Source organism: Citrobacter sp. Igbk 14, from assembly GCF_028069825.1.
Lineage (GTDB): Bacteria > Pseudomonadota > Gammaproteobacteria > Enterobacterales > Enterobacteriaceae > Citrobacter.
In genome coordinates, this window is the sequence record NZ_JANEWM010000002.1 from 120351 (window position 1) to 140252 (window position 19902).

Annotated in this window: 20 protein-coding genes and 1 tRNA gene; 12 read left to right on the plus strand and 9 right to left on the minus strand. The window is 51.2% G+C overall.

What is annotated here, in order from left to right; all coding sequences use genetic code 11:
* The first annotated feature begins 47 nt into the window (after nucleotides 1–47).
* Entirely contained in the window at nucleotides 48–1427 is a 1380-nt protein-coding gene (locus tag NNN64_RS01395) for a diguanylate cyclase (protein WP_137384247.1), read from the plus strand.
* A 156-nt stretch (nucleotides 1428–1583) separates the two neighbouring features.
* On the opposite strand, the gene NNN64_RS01400 is transcribed toward NNN64_RS01395, so the two are convergent.
* From NNN64_RS01400 to NNN64_RS01425, 6 genes are all read right to left on the minus strand, one after another.
* Nucleotides 1584–1844 (minus strand): Txe/YoeB family addiction module toxin, encoded by a 261-nt coding sequence (locus tag NNN64_RS01400; RefSeq protein ID WP_079965309.1) that lies wholly within the window; start codon nucleotides 1842–1844, stop codon nucleotides 1584–1586.
* Entirely contained in the window at nucleotides 1844–2089 is a 246-nt protein-coding gene (locus NNN64_RS01405) for a type II toxin-antitoxin system Phd/YefM family antitoxin (RefSeq protein WP_052932205.1), read from the minus strand. The genes NNN64_RS01400 and NNN64_RS01405 overlap by 1 nt, the downstream gene beginning before the upstream one ends.
* Nucleotides 2090–2192: 103 nt before the next feature.
* On the minus strand, nucleotides 2193–2438 hold the full coding sequence (locus NNN64_RS01410) for a hypothetical protein (protein ID WP_271440221.1): 246 nt from the start codon (nucleotides 2436–2438) through the stop codon (nucleotides 2193–2195).
* 77 nt (nucleotides 2439–2515) lie between these two features.
* On the minus strand, nucleotides 2516–3346 hold the full coding sequence (locus tag NNN64_RS01415; protein ID WP_271440222.1) for a hypothetical protein: 831 nt from the start codon (nucleotides 3344–3346) through the stop codon (nucleotides 2516–2518).
* Nucleotides 3347–3728: 382 nt separating this feature from the next.
* Nucleotides 3729–3800 (minus strand) — tRNA-Arg (locus NNN64_RS01420).
* A 75-nt stretch (nucleotides 3801–3875) separates the two neighbouring features.
* On the minus strand, nucleotides 3876–4817 hold the full coding sequence (locus NNN64_RS01425) for a formate/nitrite transporter family protein (RefSeq protein WP_271440223.1): 942 nt from the start codon (nucleotides 4815–4817) through the stop codon (nucleotides 3876–3878).
* Nucleotides 4818–5103: 286 nt separating this feature from the next.
* Between NNN64_RS01425 and mlaA the strand changes: the two genes are divergently transcribed.
* Nucleotides 5104–5859, plus strand: a complete 756-nt coding sequence (gene mlaA, locus NNN64_RS01430; protein WP_005129765.1) for a phospholipid-binding lipoprotein MlaA — start codon at nucleotides 5104–5106, stop codon at nucleotides 5857–5859.
* Nucleotides 5860–5919: 60 nt separating this feature from the next.
* Here mlaA and fadL read toward each other — a convergent pair whose 3' ends face one another.
* A complete protein-coding gene (gene fadL / locus NNN64_RS01435; protein ID WP_005129763.1) occupies nucleotides 5920–7251 on the minus strand; it encodes a long-chain fatty acid transporter FadL in 1332 nt (443 codons plus the stop codon).
* Nucleotides 7252–7622: 371 nt separating this feature from the next.
* Here fadL and NNN64_RS01440 point away from each other — a divergent pair, with 371 nt between their 5' ends.
* From NNN64_RS01440 to sixA, 4 genes are all read left to right on the plus strand, one after another.
* Complete coding sequence (locus tag NNN64_RS01440) at nucleotides 7623–7907, plus strand: YfcZ/YiiS family protein (protein ID WP_271440224.1); 285 nt, start codon at nucleotides 7623–7625, stop codon at nucleotides 7905–7907.
* 176 nt (nucleotides 7908–8083) lie between these two features.
* Entirely contained in the window at nucleotides 8084–9394 is a 1311-nt protein-coding gene (gene fadI, locus NNN64_RS01445) for an acetyl-CoA C-acyltransferase FadI (RefSeq protein ID WP_271440225.1), read from the plus strand.
* Nucleotides 9394–11541 (plus strand): fatty acid oxidation complex subunit alpha FadJ, encoded by a 2148-nt coding sequence (gene fadJ / locus NNN64_RS01450; protein WP_271440226.1) that lies wholly within the window; start codon nucleotides 9394–9396, stop codon nucleotides 11539–11541. Before fadI ends, fadJ begins: the two co-directional genes overlap by 1 nt.
* Before the next feature lie 208 nt (nucleotides 11542–11749).
* Entirely contained in the window at nucleotides 11750–12235 is a 486-nt protein-coding gene (sixA, locus tag NNN64_RS01455; protein WP_048211041.1) for a phosphohistidine phosphatase SixA, read from the plus strand.
* A 100-nt stretch (nucleotides 12236–12335) separates the two neighbouring features.
* On the opposite strand, the gene smrB is transcribed toward sixA, so the two are convergent.
* Nucleotides 12336–12887, minus strand: a complete 552-nt coding sequence (gene smrB, locus NNN64_RS01460; RefSeq protein WP_271440227.1) for an endonuclease SmrB — start codon at nucleotides 12885–12887, stop codon at nucleotides 12336–12338.
* A gap of 166 nt (nucleotides 12888–13053) precedes the next feature.
* Here smrB and prmB point away from each other — a divergent pair, with 166 nt between their 5' ends.
* From prmB to NNN64_RS01490, 6 genes are read left to right on the plus strand one after another with little or no spacing between them, the layout of a single operon-like run.
* The gene (gene prmB / locus NNN64_RS01465; RefSeq protein ID WP_271440228.1) at nucleotides 13054–13986 is read left to right on the plus strand and encodes a 50S ribosomal protein L3 N(5)-glutamine methyltransferase; all 933 of its coding nucleotides are present in this window, start codon (nucleotides 13054–13056) and stop codon (nucleotides 13984–13986) included.
* Nucleotides 13987–14025: 39 nt separating this feature from the next.
* Nucleotides 14026–15111, plus strand: a complete 1086-nt coding sequence (gene aroC / locus NNN64_RS01470; protein ID WP_271440229.1) for a chorismate synthase — start codon at nucleotides 14026–14028, stop codon at nucleotides 15109–15111.
* Nucleotides 15112–15114: 3 nt separating this feature from the next.
* Nucleotides 15115–15939: a penicillin-insensitive murein endopeptidase gene (gene mepA / locus NNN64_RS01475; protein WP_271440230.1), complete on the plus strand. Its 825-nt coding sequence runs from the start codon at nucleotides 15115–15117 to the stop codon at nucleotides 15937–15939.
* Nucleotides 15939–16748: a sulfite exporter TauE/SafE family protein gene (locus tag NNN64_RS01480; RefSeq protein ID WP_016153874.1), complete on the plus strand. Its 810-nt coding sequence runs from the start codon at nucleotides 15939–15941 to the stop codon at nucleotides 16746–16748. The genes mepA and NNN64_RS01480 overlap by 1 nt, the downstream gene beginning before the upstream one ends.
* Nucleotides 16748–17296: an elongation factor P hydroxylase gene (locus NNN64_RS01485; RefSeq protein ID WP_271440231.1), complete on the plus strand. Its 549-nt coding sequence runs from the start codon at nucleotides 16748–16750 to the stop codon at nucleotides 17294–17296. The genes NNN64_RS01480 and NNN64_RS01485 overlap by 1 nt, the downstream gene beginning before the upstream one ends.
* A gap of 32 nt (nucleotides 17297–17328) precedes the next feature.
* Complete coding sequence (locus NNN64_RS01490; RefSeq protein WP_005129722.1) at nucleotides 17329–17604, plus strand: YfcL family protein; 276 nt, start codon at nucleotides 17329–17331, stop codon at nucleotides 17602–17604.
* Nucleotides 17605–17755: 151 nt separating this feature from the next.
* Here the strand turns inward: NNN64_RS01490 and mnmC are convergent, their stop codons facing one another.
* The gene (mnmC, locus tag NNN64_RS01495; RefSeq protein ID WP_271440232.1) at nucleotides 17756–19756 is read right to left on the minus strand and encodes a bifunctional tRNA (5-methylaminomethyl-2-thiouridine)(34)-methyltransferase MnmD/FAD-dependent 5-carboxymethylaminomethyl-2-thiouridine(34) oxidoreductase MnmC; all 2001 of its coding nucleotides are present in this window, start codon (nucleotides 19754–19756) and stop codon (nucleotides 17756–17758) included.
* Nucleotides 19757–19902: the final 146 nt, after the last annotated feature.

The window sequence follows — 19902 nt, forward strand, 5'->3', positions numbered from 1 at the left end:
TGCCAGCCGTATCGAAAAAGGTAACAACTTACCCTGAGGACCATCCTATGGAAACCTATCTACAAACCGTGAAGGACGAGTGGGTACAGTTGATTAATGAGACGGACCCATACGTCCATCAGCTTGCAGCACAACTGGCACATGTTCATGCGCCGGTGCTGATCGCAGAGTTTTACCGCGTTGTATTGGCTGACCCTAATGCCGCGGAGTTTTTAACCACCGAGCAGGTAGAAAGGCAGCTACAAGAAGCATTACGTCGTTGGCTTATCGATGTGCTTTCCTGCCAGGTAGAACAGGTTGAAGAACAGATGCGTGCCCAGCAGCGTGCCGCGGATGTTCACGCTCGCATCGGGATCTCTGTTGATCTGGTTGAAATGGGCTTCAGAGTACTAAAAAAATTACTGCTGCCGCTGATTAATACCAGCCCGCACACCTCTGAAATCAAACTCAACATTTACCACTACGCCATCAACAGTATCGATCTGGCGATGGAGGTTATGTCACGAGCGTATGTCTTCAGTGAGAACAATGCGGCCAAAGAGGACGAAAACTATCGCATCTTCTCACTGATGGAGAATGCAGAAGAGGAAAAGGAACGGCAGACTAACGCGTTACTGACGTGGGAAATGACGCTGCTTTATAAAGTCATGTTTGACTCCAGCATCGGGAATAGCAGCCCGCTTGGTCAATCTGATTTTGGACTGTGGTTTAGCCATAAGGGACGTCACTACTTCAGTGGGATTGCTGAGGCAGGACATATATCCCGCCTGATCCAGGATTTTGATGACATCTTTAAAGATATCCGCATCTCTGACGATGCCCTCGCCAGTAAACCGCGGCGGGTTAAGTTTTTGCAGCAAACACGGAACATACTCTCGCAAATCGTCACTTTACTGCGCGAACTGTTTGATGAAGTCTCGCGACATGAGGTGGGGATGGACGTGTTGACGCGCTTGCTGAACCGTCGTTTTCTGCCAACCATTTTTAAACGCGAAATCATTCACGCCAGTCGGAGCGGGATACCTCTTTCGACGCTGCTGATTGATGTCGACAAATTTAAGCAGATCAACGATACGTGGGGACATAACACCGGAGATGAGATCCTGCGTAAAGTTGCCGGTGCGTTTTATGACAATGTGCGTACCTGCGACTATGTTTTTCGTTATGGCGGCGATGAGTTCCTCATCATCCTGACCGAAATCACCGTGGCAGACACTCTGCGCATTGCGGAGCGGATCCGCAAAGGTGTGGAGAGAATTAAGGTGAACTCTCCGACAGGCGAACCCATTTTACTTTCTCTTTCAATCGGTGCAGCGATGTTTAATGGACATCCCGATTATGAGCGCCTTATCCAGGCGGCTGATGAAGCGCTATATGGCGCAAAACGCCGAGGGAGAAACTGTGTGGAGCTATGGCAAGTACCGTGATGGTGAAATAAATCGCAGCGTTGCGTGATAGATGTGATGGTGTCCCCTGCAGGAAACGCATCTAATGATAACTTATTGATATTCAATTTGTTTTTATGATGATAATTTAATTAGCTGGCAAAGTTTAAGGCAAACCCGCCAGCCAGGGAAAAGCTGTTAGATCGTGGTGTAGTGATAACGACACGCGACAATGTACAGATCGCCTTGCTCAACGTAATACACCAGACGGTGTTCTTTCGTGATGCGACGTGACCAGAGGGGCTTACGGTGCTTTAGCGCCTCCGGCTTCCCTATCCCCTTGAAGGGGCTTTCCTTAGCCGATTTGATTAACTCCATTACCTTGTTATGCGTCTTTGGGTCATTCTCGGCCCAGTACTGAAGATCGCTTTTTGCCTGCGGGGATATCCTGACTTTCATTAAATGTCCAGTTCCTCATAATCGCCGCGTTCGAGCGATGCAAGGCTGGCTTCAATGTGTGCCGCGTTCGCCGGGTTACTGAACAGGTGTAACGTTTCCTGAATCGATGCGAACTCCTCCGCGTCGATCATTACCACGCTTTTAGCACCCTTACGCGTAACCAGGATTGGCGCACGATCATCATTAGCCTGCTGCATCAGGTCAGCTAAATGCTGTCGAGCATCGGTGTAGTTTACGTGTTGCATGACTTCTCCAGGGTGTCGAGACTTGATGGTTCAATCATGGCATACGTACAACTACTTGTACATGTGATTTTATGTTACTTATTTAGTTGTGATCGAACTATTATCAAATAGCGACAAGTGCTGTGTGGTGCAAAGCTGATTGGCGTACCAGCGTTAAAGGCTCCCAGCGCTTCGCGAGAAACCAGATAACCAGGGCCACCATATGTTCAGTATGCGGATATGTTGACAATAATAAGCATGCTTTGGCGCGCGTGTTATTGCCTTTGGCTGTTACCCGATGCCAATCCAGCATTTCTGATTTTGCGTATATTTGATTTTGGCGAGCTAAGCTCAAGTGAAGTGACGACATTGGTACCCCCCTCTTTCTAATTCCAATTCGATGGGGGGCATTCTCATGTATTGCATTGTCGTAAGTCGCGAAAGTCGCTAGCTGTTTTCGTTTTTAGCTTTCGCTTCTTTCATCCAGTTCTGTAGCGTCCTATCCGTTTCTGTGATTGTAAATCCTTTAGTTTCAAGAGCTTTACGAAATTCTTTCGCGGTCATCCTTGGAGCATAATGTTTTAACGCCTCTGCTTTGTTGTTGTTACCTCTTGGGGATTGGCTCTTTCTGCCTCCATTGCTGCGCTGGATATGCGTTAGTGCAGCCCAATGACGCATGATCCGATTGCTTTCCTTAAATGCGTTATCGACATCCCAGTGATTTAGCGCCTCCCGGATAACAGCTGGACGCTCCTTCACACTTTTGGTGCTTAAGTCGATTCCACGCTGTTTGCAGATGTGGTAATAGATTGAATCTTTTATATGACCGGGAGTAGTGAGTAAGCCGTACCGGTTCCTCATCACGTCAATCACCTTGAGGTTTTCTTGCACTTCACCGCAGATAAGGCTGATAAGTTCGGCGGATAAATGGCGTAGCTGCAACTCACTCAGCTTGGAGCAATGAATATCTGCTGCAATCCCCCCAATGTATCCAGCGTTGTTACGATAATCTGCTAACAGTTTATCTTTCCAGAATTCTACTAGCTCATCGCTGCGCAACTCGTTAGGGATGTTTGTTGGCGATTCGCCTTTTTGACACTCCCAAAGTGAGATTTCAAGTTGTTCAAGGCGTAGGTTTGACAGTGCCAAATCTTTTTCGTATTTGGCTATTTTGTCTTTTTCTTCTCTAATCTGCTTTTCGTAGTAGCTGCAACATTGACTCCAATCAGGCTCGGTTTTGCAGTTAATTTGCTCAGTAATTTTTAATTTATCTGTCATAGTATTCGCTGTTACGGAATAAAGAACGAGAAATTTAAGCACGGTTCTGATCGTTAAACTTTCAACTTTGCCTCATGTGTTTTTTGAACGTATTCCATGATCAAATACAAAGCTGTAGCTCGCATTATTGCCCAACTCGTTCATCAAGGTTTGATATTGGCAAGCCAACGTTATGTGTTTATCAGTCTCCCCGGATAGTTCGTGACAAGGCCATAAGTATCCCTCCCGAAGTTCTAACAGCGTGAGGGTACTTTAAAGGGACACTTTTAGTTGTGTTTCTGGGTGCTATTGGCTGGACATGGTTGGATATTGATTTCGGCTCTAAGCCTTGTGTGGTGAGGGTTTTGTGGGATTATTTAGTGGGGGACATAAGCGCTCAAAGTGTCCCCTGCAGGAATCGAACCTGCAACTAGCCCTTAGGAGGGGCTCGTTATATCCATTTAACTAAGGGGACGAAGCGGCACGAGTATAGCGTTTTTTACTCTCAACGGTAAGTCTCAGGCTGCCTGACTGCTCAAACAGTCGCCATTCAGGTCTGTTTTTTCTGGTTTTTCTGCGGTTGTGCTTCCCGCTTTGCTTGCAACCTGGCTTCTTCCTTGCGTTTATTGCTCATATCATTGCGGATCTGCGCGTGACTCATCAGCGCAAAGATAAATGTCCCGCCACAGATATTTCCGGCCAGTGTCGGTAAGGCAAAAGGCCAGAAAAAGTCGCCCCAGTGCAGTGTTCCATTAAAGACCAGATAGAGAATTTCAACTGAACCCACGACGATATGTGTGGTATCGCCTAAGGCAATCAGCCAGGTCATCAGGACAATGACGACAATCTTTGCGGCTCCGGCGGCGGGAAACATCCAGACCATCGTGGCAATCAACCATCCGGAGACAATGGCATTGGCAAACATCTCCGTCGGGTTATTTTTCATTACATCCATGCCTATTTTGACGAAGGCGTCGCGGGTCGCCTCATCAAAAATCGGCATGTATTCAAACGCCCATGCTGCAACCCCGGTGCCCACAATATTACCCAGTAGTACTACGCCCCACAGACGCATCAACAGACCAAAATTGCCGAGGGTGGGGTTTTGCATAACGGGTAAGACGGCGGTGACGGTATTTTCCGTAAAGAGTTGTTGGCGGGCCATAATCACAATAATAAAGCCGAAGGTATAACCGAGATTCTCCAGCAAAAATCCGCCGGGAACACCCTCCAGTTGTACGTGAAAAATTCCCTTTGCCAGCAGTGAGGCTCCCATTGACAGTCCGGCAGCGATGGCTGACCACAATAGCGCCATCGCGTCGCGTTCCATCTCTTTTTCTCCGTCCTGGCGGATATGCTCGTGGATCGCCATTGCACGTGAGGGGAGTCTGTCCTCATTGAGTTCTATCTTTTTTCCGCTCCGCTTTTCTTCGCTTTCCACCTGGAGTTCGTCGCTGTGACGATCAATCTTCTCTTTTTCGATGTCATTCATACCAGGATCCTGAATAAGCACGTATTGCTAAAGCGTAGCGGTTTTTATTTGAAGGCTGGTGGATAAAGTCTGAAATCGCAAAAATGGTAACGCATGTTTTTATTGGCTTCGTTAAAATGAACCATCACTGTGTCTGTATTACCAGGCTATGATCAAATCAGTAAGTTAGGGCATATAGACATCGATTGACGTGCTGTTACAATCGCTCACATCTAATCAGGCGGATACATCATCGTTCCGTCATGGATGGCAATCAGCGATAGCCATAATACACAGGGAGACACTTATGAAGCTTCGCCTGTCGGCGCTTGCGCTGGGAACCACACTTTTGGTGGGGTGTGCGAGCTCCGGTACTGAACAGCAGGGGCGTTCGGACCCATTTGAAGGGTTCAACCGCACCATGTACAACTTCAACTTTAATGTGTTGGATCCATATGTTGTTCGCCCGGTGGCTGTAGCCTGGCGTGATTATGTTCCGCAGCCGGCCCGTAATGGTTTGAGCAACTTTACGGGCAACCTTGAAGAACCGGCTGTCATGGTTAACTATTTCCTGCAAGGCGACCCCTATCAGGGGATGGTGCATTTTACCCGTTTCTTCCTGAATACCTTGCTAGGTATGGGCGGGTTTATTGATGTGGCGGGAATGGCGAATCCGAAGTTGCAGCGTGTTGAACCACACCGCTTCGGCAGCACATTAGGCCACTATGATGTCGGTTACGGTCCGTATATGCAGCTTCCGTTCTACGGCAGTTTCACGCTGCGTGATGATGGCGGCGATATGGTGGATACGCTGTATCCGGTTCTGTCCTGGTTAACCTGGCCATTGTCGATAGGTAAATGGACGGTTGAAGGAATTGAAACGCGTGCGCAACTGCTCGATTCTGACGGGCTGCTGCGCCAATCTTCAGATCCTTACATCATGGTGCGTGAAGCTTACTTCCAGCGTCATGACTTTATTGCGAATGGCGGTAAACTCAAACCCGAAGAAAACCCGAACGCAAAAGATATTCAGGATGAGTTAAAAGAGATCGATTCTGAGTAAGGAATTGAGGCAAATAAAAAGGTGAGCTAAAAAGCTCACCTTTTTTACGTCTGATGAAAATCAGAATGCGTAGTTCAGGTTCATACCGTACAGCCAGGCTTTCCCTTCTGATTCGAAGGAGTACGGGCCTTCTTCGAATTTCACTTTCTGACCGTGCATATAAGAAATGCCGACATCCAATGAAGCATCTTTATTAAACGCATAGGTGGTACCCGCACTCAGCCAGAAGCGGTCCTGATCCGGAATAGAGATGGAACGGCGGTTAGCTGGAACTGGGCTATCATCGAAAGCGATACCGGTACGGAATGTCCAGGTATCATCATAGTAGTAGGTAGTACCCAGCGCGATGCGGTAAGAGTCTTTGAAACCTTCTTCTTTATAGAACAAGGTCTGACCGTTGCTGCCTTTCGCTTTCAGCTCCTGGAACTGACTCCAGCTGGTATACGCCATGCTGTAGTGAACCGCCCACTGTGGTGCAACGCGGTTATAACCTGAGAATTCCCACATTTCTGGCAGATTCAGATCCAGTGAACCGTCGATTGTGTTGCCGTTAGTGCCAGCAGGCAGGCTAGCGAACACCGGGCGCAACTGCGCTGGAATACGGTCCATTGATGGCAGGCTGCTGCGGTAATCACCGTCGAAGTCAACTTTTACTTCCGAACGGTAGGTGAAACCGTAACGGTTGTCTTTATCCACTTCATAAAGAATACCGGCGTTCCAGCCGAAGCCCCATTCGTCACCCTTCAGGCGCGCAATCTGGGTATCTGCCGGGTATTGTGCGGCCAGTGCGGGAGGAACCCGGCCACCAGAGCCTGCAACGATTTGCTGCGGCAGGTCGCCTGCATAACGCTCAAGCTTCGCTTTGGCATAGACGGCGTTAAAACCGAGGCCGAAGCTAAAATGATTATTCAGACGGTAGGCACCGCTCAGGTTTAAGTTGAGCGTTTCCAGATCGGTTTTTCCGCCCATCGAGCCGGCTGCATAATTATTGTTAAACTCCGTTGCCAGACCATAGTTAGAGGTAACTGAGGCCCCCCAACCAAATTGATCGTTAATTGGGGCAACAAAGTGCACGTTCGGTATCCAGGCGGTTGGGGCGATATTATCCTGGCTGGCGTCGTTACCAATACGTGAGCGTCCGGAAATATCGACATCCGGGTCAACGAAAATCGCACCAGCAGAGAAAGTAGGGCGATCAAACATCATGATCAGCGCGGGGTTACGACTGGCGTTACCTGCATCATCTGCAATAGCGCCTTCACCCGAATATGCCCGGCCAAGGCCAGAGGAAGAAAATTCGTTTAACTGAAAGCCTGCAGACCAGGCCTGTGTGGAGATAATTGCCACTGCGACTGCGAGAGCAGACTTTGTAAACAGGGTTTTCTGGCTCATGACCATAACCTCATAGATTTATTTTTATACAAACTATGTTACATGCCGTAACAGGAGCGCGAAGTGTAGGGTCTGAGGTACCACATAGAAATCAGACCAGTGGCGAGAGTATAGGTCGGACCAGCCAGAATGTTGCAAGTATGTTTATAAATATTTTCAATTCTGATCTAAGAAACGCGATCCAGCTGGCAAAATTGCGGGTGCGCGCACTCACCTGTTTGGGCGATTTTTGTTTTAGATCATTTTTAAGTGTGATTTCGGTCACTTATCTCATTTCATACAATTAACGACTGGAGAGGCGAATAATGGGAGCGTAAAATATCCCCATCGTTTATCTGGCACCTCAGGTGCGAATACAGAGGAAATCTACAATGAGTAAATGCAGTGCTGATGAAACCCCGGTTTGCTGCTGTATGGATGTTGGCACCATCATGGACAACTTCGATTGCACCGCTTCCTACAGCCGCGTGTTCGCGAATCGCGCAGAGGCAGAAGAAACGCTGGCCGCTCTGACTGAGAAGGCACGCAGCGTGGAATCTGAACCTTGCAAAATCACCTCGACTTTCACTGAAGAGTCTGAGGGTGTGCGTCTGGATATCGACTTTGTTTTTGCCTGTGAAGCTGAAACGCTGATTTTCCAGCTGGGCTTGCGTTAATCCCTTCTGCTAATGCCCTTGTCACCTAGTGGCAAGGGCATTTTCGTAACAGTCAGTGACTATTCACTGTGTCATAGCTCTCACTTTCTTTTCTCCCCGCTTGGCTAAATGTAAAAAATTGGTTAAGACTGTGATCAGGTCAGACCACTTATTTTTATTTTTTACAGGGGAGTGTTATGAGTCAGGCTTTACCGCTGGTTACCCGCCAGGGCGACCGTATCGCCATCGTGAGCGGATTGCGTACGCCATTTGCCCGTCAGGCTACCGCGTTTCATGGCATTCCCGCCGTTGATTTGGGAAAAATGGTTGTTAGTGAATTGCTGGCTCGCAGCGAAATACCCGCTGACGTGATTGAACAACTGGTTTTTGGCCAGGTGGTTCAAATGCCAGAAGCCCCCAATATTGCCCGGGAAATTGTTCTGGGAACCGGGATGAATGTGCATACGGATGCTTACAGCGTAAGCCGGGCTTGTGCAACCAGCTTTCAGGCCGTGGCGAATGTTGCAGAAAGCCTGATGGCCGGTACTATTCGTGCTGGGATTGCCGGCGGCGCAGATTCCTCTTCCGTTCTGCCTATTGGCGTCAGCAAAAAGCTGGCGCGAGTACTGGTGGATGTCAATAAAGCCCGCACAACCGGACAACGTCTGAAGCTCTTCTCCCGATTGCGCTTGCGCGATTTGATGCCTGTGCCACCGGCTGTTGCTGAATATTCCACCGGTTTACGCATGGGGGATACCGCCGAGCAAATGGCCAAAACCTATGGTATTACCCGAGAGCAGCAGGACGCGCTGGCGCACCGTTCTCATCAGCGCGCGGCTCAGGCATGGTCTGAAGGAAAACTTGCGGATGAGGTGATGACAACCTACGCGCCCCCCTTTAAAGATCCTTTTTCAGAAGATAACAATATTCGCGGTAACTCGACGATGGCGGATTACGCCCGGTTGCGTCCGGCATTTGACAGAAAACACGGTACCGTTACGGCGGCCAACAGCACGCCGTTAACAGATGGTGCTGCGGCCGTGATTTTGATGACGGAATCGCGTGCGAAAGAGTTAGGGCTGGTACCTCTGGGATATCTGCGTAGTTTTGCCTTTACCGCTATTGATGTCTGGCAGGACATGCTGTTGGGGCCTGCATGGTCGACACCACTTGCCCTGGAGCGCGCAGGGTTAACCATGGCGGATTTAACGCTCATTGATATGCATGAAGCCTTTGCCGCACAAACGCTGGCGAACCTCCAGTTGCTGGGCAGCGAGCGTTTTGCCCGCGAAGTGCTGGGGCGCTCCCATGCTACTGGCGAAGTCGACGACAGTAAATTTAACGTGCTGGGTGGCTCAATTGCCTATGGGCACCCATTCGCCGCAACCGGTGCACGAATGATCACCCAAACCCTCCATGAATTACGCCGTCGTGGCGGTGGGTTTGGTTTAGTCACCGCATGTGCGGCAGGTGGTTTGGGTGCGGCAATGGTTCTGGAGGCAGAATAATGGAAATGACATCGGCTTTTACGCTCAATGTGCGTCTGGATAACGTCGCCGTTGTCTCCATTGATGTACCCGGAGAGAAAATGAATACCCTGAAAGCGGAGTTTGCTTCTCAGGTTCGGGCCATTCTGAAACAAATTCGCGACAATAAAGCGTTGCGTGGCGTCGTGTTCATTTCGGCGAAACCCGATAATTTTATCGCCGGTGCCGATATCAATATGATAGGTGATTGCCGCAGCTCACAGGAAGCTGAAACGCTGGCCCGTCAGGGGCAGCAGATCATGGCGGAAATTAATGCATTGCCGATCCCGGTTGTCGCCGCGATTCATGGTGCCTGTCTGGGCGGTGGGCTGGAGATGGCGCTGGCCTGCCATAACCGTATCTGTACCGATGACGTTAAAACCGTGCTGGGTTTACCGGAAGTGCAGCTAGGCCTGCTTCCCGGTTCCGGAGGCACCCAGCGATTGCCCCGTCTTATTGGTGTCAGTACAGCGCTGGATATGATCCTGACAGGAAAACAGCTCCGGGCAAAACAGGCGCTAAAAGTGGGGTTGGTGGATGAAGTTGTACCACAGACCATTTTGCTGGAAGCCGCGGTTGAACTGGCTAAAAAAGACAGTTCGGCGCACCGGGTTCTGCCCGTACGTGAACGCGTGTTGGCGGGGCCGCTGGGACGTGCGCTGCTGTTTCGTATGGTCAGCAAAAAGACGGCGCAAAAAACGCTGGGCAACTACCCCGCAACGGACCGCATTCTTGAGGTGATCGAAACCGGTCTCGCGCAGGGCAGCAGCAGCGGCTATGAGGCGGAAGCTCGCGCGTTTGGCGAGCTGGCGATGACTTCGCAGTCTAAGGCGCTACGGAACATCTTTTTTGCCAATACCGATGTGAAAAAGGATCCCGGTAGTGAAGCGAAGCCCGGCCCGCTGAATAGCGTCGGTATTTTGGGCGGTGGCCTGATGGGCGGCGGTATTGCTTACGTCACTGCCTGTAAAGGTGGCTTGCCGGTGCGCATCAAAGATATTAATGCTAAAGGAATCAACCACGCGCTGAAGTACAGTTGGGATCAACTTGAAACGAAGGTTCGTCGCCGTCATATCAAAGCGGGTGAACGTGACAAACAGCTGGCGCTGATTTCGGGAACCACCGATTATCGCGGTTTTGCTCATCTCGATCTGATTATTGAAGCAGTATTCGAAGATCTGTCGTTAAAACAACAGATGGTGGCAGAAATTGAACAAAATTGCGCCCCTCATACTATTTTTGCATCGAACACCTCATCTTTACCGATTGGCGACATTGCGGCTAATGCTGCCAGACCTGAACAGGTAATTGGTCTGCACTTCTTTAGCCCGGTAGAAAAAATGCCACTGGTGGAAGTGATCCCGCATGCAACAACCTCTGAGCAGACGATTGCCACAACCGTTAAGTTAGCGAAAAAACAGGGCAAAACGCCGATTGTTGTCCAGGATAAGGCAGGCTTTTACGTTAACCGTATTTTAGCGCCTTACATCAACGAAGCGATTCGCATGCTGACCGAAGGCGAACGTGTCGACACGATTGATGCCGCGCTGGTTAAGTTTGGTTTTCCGGTAGGGCCAATCCAACTTTTGGATGAGGTCGGAATTGATACGGGCACTAAAATTATACCAGTGCTTGAGGCCGCATATGGAGAACGTTTTAGCGCGCCTGCAAATGTTGTTGCTTCAATTTTGAATGACGATCGCAAAGGTAGAAAAAATGGTCGGGGTTTCTATCTTTATGGCGCGAAAGGGCGTAAAAGCAAAAAACAGGTCGACCCTGCAATTTATACGCTTATTGGCGTCCAGGGTCAGGGCCAACTCGCAGCCCCGCAAATTGCCGAGCGGTGTGTCATGTTAATGCTTAACGAAGCAGCACGCTGTTTTGGTGAGCAGGTCGTCCGCAGCGCACGTGATGGTGATATCGGCGCTGTATTTGGTATTGGTTTTCCGCCATTCCTCGGCGGCCCGTTCCGGTATATGGATTCTCTCGGTGCGGGTGAAGTGGTTGCGGTTCTGCAACGACTGTCCACGCAATATGGTTCACGGTTTACTCCGTGTGAACAGTTATTGCAGATGGCGGAACGTGGTGAAAGATTCTGGAATATCGGGGAAACTGACCTGAATTCATGAGGTCAAAGGTAGGATGAATCCGCACCGAATGTATGTGTTGCGCTCAAAATGTAAACAGAGATTGACTATACTTACGCCGTTGAGGTAAAAAACAGCGTTTCATTCGGTGAATGGATAAGGCACAATGCCGGCCACCACATAGTTACCACAGCCAATAGGGGCTTTGTGTAAACGTGTTGGTGATTCTGGTTAACAAAAGCGGTGCAATATGCAAGTTTTTATCATGCGTCACGGCGACGCGGCCCTCGATGCCGCCAGTGATTCGGTTCGTCCTTTAACCTCTTGTGGTTGTGACGAATCTCGCCTGATGGCGAACTGGCTGAAAGGTCAAAAAGTGGATATCGAACGTGTTCTGGTGAGCCCGTTCCTACGAGCCGAACAGACGCTGGATGTGGTGGGAGAATGTATGAACCTGCCAGCCGGTGTGGATGTTTTGCCGGAGCTGACTCCCTGCGGCGATGTCGGTCTGGTCAGCGCCTATTTACAGGCTCTGGCCAATGAAGGTATCGCGACGGCGCTGGTGATTTCTCACTTACCGTTAGTGGGATATCTGGTGTCTGAGCTTTGCCCGGGTGAAACGCCGCCGATGTTTACCACATCTGCGATAGCCAGCGTAACGCTTGATGAGAGCGGAAAGGGCATTTTTAACTGGCAGATGAGCCCGTGTAATTTGAAAATGGCAAAAGCGATTTAATCGAATCCGTGCCATGTTTCATCGTCCGGATAAGGCAGAGTCGCCATCCGGAAAATAAAAGAGCCGCAAATGCGGCTCTTTTTGTTTCTGAATTGCTGCCTCAGGGAAGTTCCGGTGGCAACCACTCTTCCACTTCGATCAGTACCAGCAGTGCGGCATCGCCACCGTACTCTTTCGGTGCCTGATGGAAGGCCATCACATGCGGATGTTGTGCCAGCCACAGCGGCGTTTGCTGTTTCAGAATGTGCTTCCCGTGGCCATGCATTACGCAGGCGCAAAAGACATGCTCACGACGACAGGCGGCAATCAATGCACCGAGCTCCTGTTTGGCCTGTTGTTGCGTCAATCCGTGCAAATCAAGAAACAGCTCCGGGGAGTAATCACCACGGCGCATTTTCTTCAGTTCAAAATGGCTGACATCGGACCGCACGTATCTTACCGGACCGTCCGTGTTCAGCAGCGGCTGAAATTCATCCGAGAAATAATGGCTGGCATCAGCCTGTTCCTGTAGCAGTCTTTTGACCGGAACCTCAGTGATTTTTTTGCGTAGTGGTCGATGGACAATGGTGTCCTGCTTAATTTGCCGGGTGCCGGTCATCAGCTGGCGAAACAGCGTCTGATCCTCCTCGCTGAGCGATGTTTTCTTTTTCATTCGAGTGTCTCATCTTTTATTTTCCGTTAGTTTAACCCGACTCGACGGGCATCCGATCGCTTAAAACGCAATTTTCGCGTTCAGGCTCCGTGTGAATGCTGATTTATCGCCGTCTTCGTGGCAAACTAGCCGCCGAATTTAATGCGAGCATGCCCTGGAGGAATACGTGGATAAAATTTTCGTCGATGAAGCAGTGAGTGAACTGCATACCATTCAGGACATGTTGCGTTGGGCGGTCAGCCGTTTTAGCGCAGCGAACATTTGGTATGGCCATGGTACGGATAACCCGTGGGATGAGGCCGTACAGCTGGTGCTGCCGTCTCTTTATCTGCCGCTGGATATTCCAGAGGACATGCGTACCGCACGTCTGACATCCAGCGAGCGTCATCGTATTGTTGAGCGTGTGATCCGTCGCGTCAACGAGCGTATTCCGGTGGCTTACCTGACTAACAAGGCCTGGTTCTGCGGGCATGAATTCTATGTTGATGAGCGCGTGCTGGTTCCGCGTTCGCCTATTGGCGAGCTGATCAATAACCGCTTTGCGGGTCTTATCAACGAGCAGCCGCAGCATATCCTCGATATGTGCACCGGCAGCGGTTGTATTGCTATCGCCTGCGCCTATGCTTTCCCGGAAGCTGAAGTGGATGCGGTTGATATTTCGACGGATGCGCTGGCGGTTACCGAACACAATATTGAAGAGCACGGTCTGATTCATCACGTAACGCCGATCCGTTCCGACCTGTTCCGCGATTTGGTGAAAATCCAGTATGACCTGATTGTCACTAACCCACCGTATGTTGATGCGGAAGACATGTCAGACCTGCCGAACGAATACCGTCATGAGCCTGAACTGGGTCTGGCATCCGGTAGTGATGGACTGAAGCTGACTCGCCGTATTTTGGGCAATGCTCCGGACTACCTGTCTGATAACGGTATTCTGATTTGTGAAGTCGGAAACAGCATGGTACATCTGATAGAGCAATACCCTGATGTGCCGTTTACCTGGCTGGAATTCGACAACGGTGGAGACGGTGTATTCATGCTGACCAAAGAGCAGTTGATCGCCGCTCGTGAGCACTTCAGCATTTACAAAGACTAAATACACGCGCAGATACACAACACGCATAACGGAGCCGTGATGGCAGGAAATACAATTGGGCAACTCTTTCGCGTAACAACCTTCGGCGAATCACACGGGCTGGCGCTCGGTTGTATCGTTGATGGTGTTCCGCCGGGCATTCCTCTGACTGAAGCCGACCTGCAGCACGATCTCGACAGGCGTCGTCCGGGCACGTCGCGTTACACTACCCAGCGTCGGGAACCGGATCAAGTGAAGATCCTCTCCGGCGTATTCGACGGCGTCACCACCGGTACGAGTATTGGCCTGCTGATTGAAAATACCGATCAGCGTTCTCAGGATTATGGTGCCATCAAGGATGTTTTCCGTCCAGGACACGCCGACTATACCTACGAGCAGAAATACGGCTTGCGTGATTACCGTGGCGGTGGACGTTCATCCGCTCGTGAAACGGCAATGCGTGTAGCGGCGGGAGCAATCGCCAAGAAATATCTGGCGGAAAAATTCGGCGTTAAAATCCGTGGTTGTCTGACTCAAATGGGCGATGTTCCGCTGGAGATTAAAGACTGGTCTCAGGTCGAATTGAATCCCTTCTTTTGCCCGGACCCGGATAAAATCGAAGCGCTGGATGAATTGATGCGCGGGTTGAAAAAAGAGGGCGACTCCATTGGCGCCAAAGTCACCGTTGTTGCTGACGGTGTGCCGGCGGGTCTTGGTGAACCTGTTTTTGACCGTCTTGATGCCGACATCGCGCATGCGTTGATGAGCATTAACGCTGTAAAAGGCGTAGAGATTGGCGATGGTTTTGACGTTGTGGCGCTACGTGGCAGTCAGAACCGTGATGAGATCACCAAAGACGGTTTCCAGAGCAACCATGCGGGTGGCATTTTGGGAGGGATCAGCAGCGGGCAACAAATTATTGCCCATATGGCGCTGAAACCGACGTCCAGCATCACTGTACCTGGGCGTACTATCAACCGCTTTGGTGAAGAAGTCGAAATGGTAACCAAAGGACGTCACGATCCGTGCGTTGGGATCCGCGCAGTGCCGATCGCAGAAGCGATGCTGGCTATTGTGTTGATGGATCACCTGTTGCGCCAGCGGGCGCAAAATGCGGATGTGAAGACTGACATTCCACGCTGGTAAGAAATGAAAAAAACGGCACTTGCGGCGCTGGCTCTGTTTGCCAGCACCGCCTGTCTGGCGGCAACGCCCTGGCAGAAAATTACCCATCCGGTTGCGGGCAGCGCGCAGTCTATCGGCGCGTTTTCCAATGGCTGTATCGTGGGGGCGGATACGCTTCCGGTACAGTCAGAACATTATCAGGTGATGCGCACCGATCAGCGTCGCTACTTTGGTCATCCGGACCTGGTGAGGTTTATCCAGCGTCTGAGTAATCAGGCCAATAGTCAGGGGCTGGGTACGGTGTTAATCGGCGATATGGGTATGCCGGCCGGTGGGCGATTCAATGGCGGTCACGCCAGCCACCAGACGGGACTGGATGTGGATATTTTCCTGCAACTGCCAAAAACGCGCTGGACCCAGTCGCAACTGCTGCGACCGCAGGCGTTAGATTTGGTCTCACAGGATGGCAAACGTGTCGTGCCGTCACTGTGGAAGCCGGAGATTTTCAGCCTGATCAGGCTGGCTGCAAAAGATAATGAAGTAACGCGTATTTTCGTGAACCCGGCGATTAAGCAGCAACTTTGCCTGGATGCAGGGACCGACAGGGACTGGTTGCGTAAAGTGCGGCCATGGTTCCAGCATCGTGCGCATATGCATGTCCGGTTACGTTGCCCTGCCGACAGTCTTGAGTGCGAAGACCAACCGTTACCACCACCGGGTGACGGCTGCGGCGTGGAGTTGCAAAGCTGGTTCGAACCTCCAAAACCTGGAACCACCAAGCCTGAGAAGAAGACACCGCCGCCGTTGCCGCCTTCCTGCCAGGCGCTACTGGACGAGCATGTACTCTAATGGATCATTTTGCCTCTCTGTTTATGGTGTCGCCACTGCTGTTAGGTGTGCTTTTTTTTGTGGCGATGCTGGCAGGTTTTATTGATTCTCTGGCCGGAGGCGGTGGTTTACTCACCATTCCGGCATTGATGGCGGCCGGGATGCCACCCGCGCAAGCGCTGGCGACCAATAAGCTGCAGGCCTGCGGGGGATCTATCTCTTCCTCCCTCTATTTTATTCGTCGTGGTGTGGTTAACCTGGCGGATCAGAAGCTCAATATCTTCATGACCTTTATCGGCTCAATGAGCGGCGCACTATTGGTTCAGCACGTGCAGTCAGATATTCTGCGCCAGATCCTGCCGGTTCTGGTTATCTGTATTGGCCTTTACTTTCTGTTAATGCCGAAAGTGGGCGAAGAAGATCGGCAGCGTCGATTGCACGGGTTGCCTTTCGCGCTGGTAGCCGGTGGCTGTGTTGGCTTTTACGACGGTTTTTTTGGCCCGGCAGCGGGATCATTTTACGCGCTGGCCTTTGTCATGCTGTGTGGCTATAACCTCGCGAAGTCGACAGCCCATGCCAAGGTATTGAATGCCACATCGAATATCGGCGGGCTATTGCTGTTTGCTCTCGGCGGCAAAGTGATTTGGGCGACCGGGTTTGTGATGCTCATTGGCCAGTTTATTGGCGCACGGATGGGGTCGCGACTGGTGCTCAGCAAAGGACAAAAACTCATTCGGCCGATGATTGTCATTGTTTCCGCAGTGATGAGTGCCAAATTACTTTACGATAATCATGGACAGGAGATTCTCCACTGGCTGGGGATGAACTAATGAATAATACCCATCACTACGAACAGTTAATTGAGATTTTTAACGGCTGCTTTGCCGATGAATTTAATACCCGTCTGATTAAAGGCGACGACGAACCGATCTATCTTCCTGCCGATGCGGAATTACCGTATCACCGTATCGTTTTTGCGCATGGTTATTACGCCAGCGCGTTACACGAAATATCACACTGGTGCATCGCCGGCAAGGCGCGCCGTGAGCTGGTCGATTTTGGTTACTGGTACTGCCCGGACGGGCGTGACGCGAAGACGCAATGCCAGTTTGAAGATGTGGAAGTGAAGCCGCAGGCGTTTGACTGGCTGTTTTGCATGGCGGCGGGCTACCCGTTTAACGTCAGTTGCGACAACCTGGAAGGGGACTTTGAACCGGATCGCGTGGTATTCCAGCGTCGCGTTCATGCCCAGGTGATGGAGTACCTGGAACAGGGGATCCCCGAACGCCCGGCGCGTTTCATTAACGCACTACAGAATTATTATCACACGCCTGAACTTAAGGCGGAACAATTCCCGTGGCCCGAAGCGCTCAACTGACGCCGATGCCACGTTTACAATGAGGAAAGAAGATGATCGCGGAGTTTGAATCACGCATTCTGGCATTAATCGACGATATGGTAGAGCACGCCAGCGATGATGAGTTGTTTGCCAGTGGTTACTTGCGTGGGCACCTGACGCTGGCCGTTGCTGAACTGGACGGTGGTGAGGACCATTCCGCTGAAGCATTGTACGCCAATGTGACCAGCAGCCTGGAGAAAGCCATCAGTGCGGGCGAACTCTCGCCACGTGACCAGGCATTAGTGAAAGAGATGTGGGACACCTTGTTCCAGAAGGCGACAAAATAATCATTGCCCGTAGCCGACCGCCATCCGGCATTCTCAGCTTGCCGGGTGGCGCTACGCTTACCCGGCCTACGATTTTTTTACCCACAAACGATTCAGATTGGGGTTGTAGGCCTGATAAGCGCCGCGCATCAGGCAATAATGAGATGGTATCTTATTTCACCGTTTTACCCTTCAATAACTTCCGTACCCACAGACGATTCGGATTCAGCGCCGCCAGCGTGCTGGCATCCATTGGGATCGGTTCATCACTCATTTGCGCGGCCAGAATTTCTGCACATAGCGGGGCAGAACATAGCCCACGTGACCCCAGCGCGCCTAACATGAACAAATCCGGGTATACCGGTGCGCTTAAAGCATGTTCTTTGTCTTCTGCAAGCCGGGCATACTGATCGAGAGTGGTGTTATAGTCCGGCACATTACCGACCATCGGTAAATGATCGCGCGTGGCACAACGGACGCCGCAACGGGCAGCATTGTCACTGACATTCACTTCTTTCGCCCATGCCGCATTCGGCAAGCAGTCGATCAAACGCTGACGGTTTTGTTGCTGGTCATCATGACGGAATGACGTCTCCTCACTCCCCCGATGATAGCTGGCGCCAATACAGTGCTGCTGATTTTCCGGATTTTGCGGGGTAAGGTAGCCGTCGTAGCACAGAACCTGACGCAGTGCGGAAAGCGAAGGCGTCGTGGGAATGTGACTTACCTGACCGCCAACGGAATACACCGGTAGTGATTGAGTCTGTTCAAAACGGTGAATACAGTGCCCGTTCGCCAGAACCACGACCTCATGTGTTACCGCTTCTCCGCTGGCGAACTGCAGCTGCCAGCTATCGGTGTGATGAGCAAGTGAGGTCAGGGTGTGTTGGTACTGGGTACGTAACCCAAGAGTTGTCGCATAGTCGAGAACGGCAGTGGTGAGCTGTGCCGGACACAGCCATCCACCGGCCGGGTACTGGATGCCATCACATTCGGTCATAACGCCTGTGGTTTGCAAGATTTGGTCTGCGTCCACCCCGACGGCGAGTGCCTTGGGAAGTTCAAGTGACAGCATTTGGTTGATTTTCTGTTGGCTTTTCTCATCCCAGGCGAGCTGCGTGACGCCACACCAGTCATGGGCAAAGTTAACGGGTAGGGCATCGTACAGGCGACGAGCAAAGGTAAATGCGGTGGGGAAGAAAAGCGTAATCGCTGCGTCATGTTTGCTGAGCAACGGATAGAGTGCACCCTGACGATTGCCGGAAGCTCCCTGCGCAGGTTTATCGTCAGCGCAGTAGAGTGTGACCTGCCAGCCTCTACGCAGTAGCGCCAGAGACAGTAATGCGCTGGCAATACCACCGCCAATAATGGCCGCTTCACGTTTCTTCGTTCCTGTACGCAAAAACCACGGGGCTGATGAAGGGGGCGTCATCGTCTGTTCCATCACGCCACACAGCATTTCACGTTTTCGACCAAAACCTTTGCACTTCTGCATTGTAAATCCGGCTTCCTGCAATCCCCGGCGTACAAAACCAGCCGAAGTGAAGGTTGCCAGCGTACCACCCGGTCGGGCCAGTCGAGCCATGGCATTAAAGAGTGTTGGCGTCCACATATCCGGATTTTTTGACGGGGCGAAGCCGTCCAGAAACCAGGCATCAACCTGTTGGTTCAGGGACTCGTCCAGCTTTCCGGTGAGTTCGTTGATGTCACCGAACCACAGATCCAGAGTAACCCGCCCCTCATCAAGCAGTAGACGATGGCAACCAGCCAGCGGCAGTGGCCACTGTGCCTGGAGTTGCTCTGCCCACGACGCCAGTTCCGGCCAGTGCTGATGCGCTAACGCCAGATCCTCACGCGTCAGCGGGAATTTTTCAAAACTGATGAAATGTAATCTTTCCAGGGTAGCGTCAGGGTGTGCGTTGCGAAAGGTGGCGAATGCCTGCCAGAGCGTGAGGAAGTTTAGCCCGGTACCAAAGCCACTTTCTGCCACCACGAACACCGGGCGAGGGTGCACAGGAAAACGTTCGGCGAGGTGGTTGCCACCGAGGAAAACGTAACGTGTCTCTTCCAGCCCGTTATCATTGGAAAAATAGACATCATCAAAATCTCGGGAAACAGGTGTACCCTCAGCGTTGAATTCAAGGTTGGCAGGTTGTATAGCGTATTGTTTCACGTAAGTTACTCGTCTGACAGGCTGTGCCCCGATCTTAACGAGGAGTGCCTGGCTGCGCAAATTTCCACATTAAATGGCTGATCGGACTTGTTCGGCGTACAAGTGTACGCTATTGTGCCACTCGAAACTTTAAAATAGTGCGACTT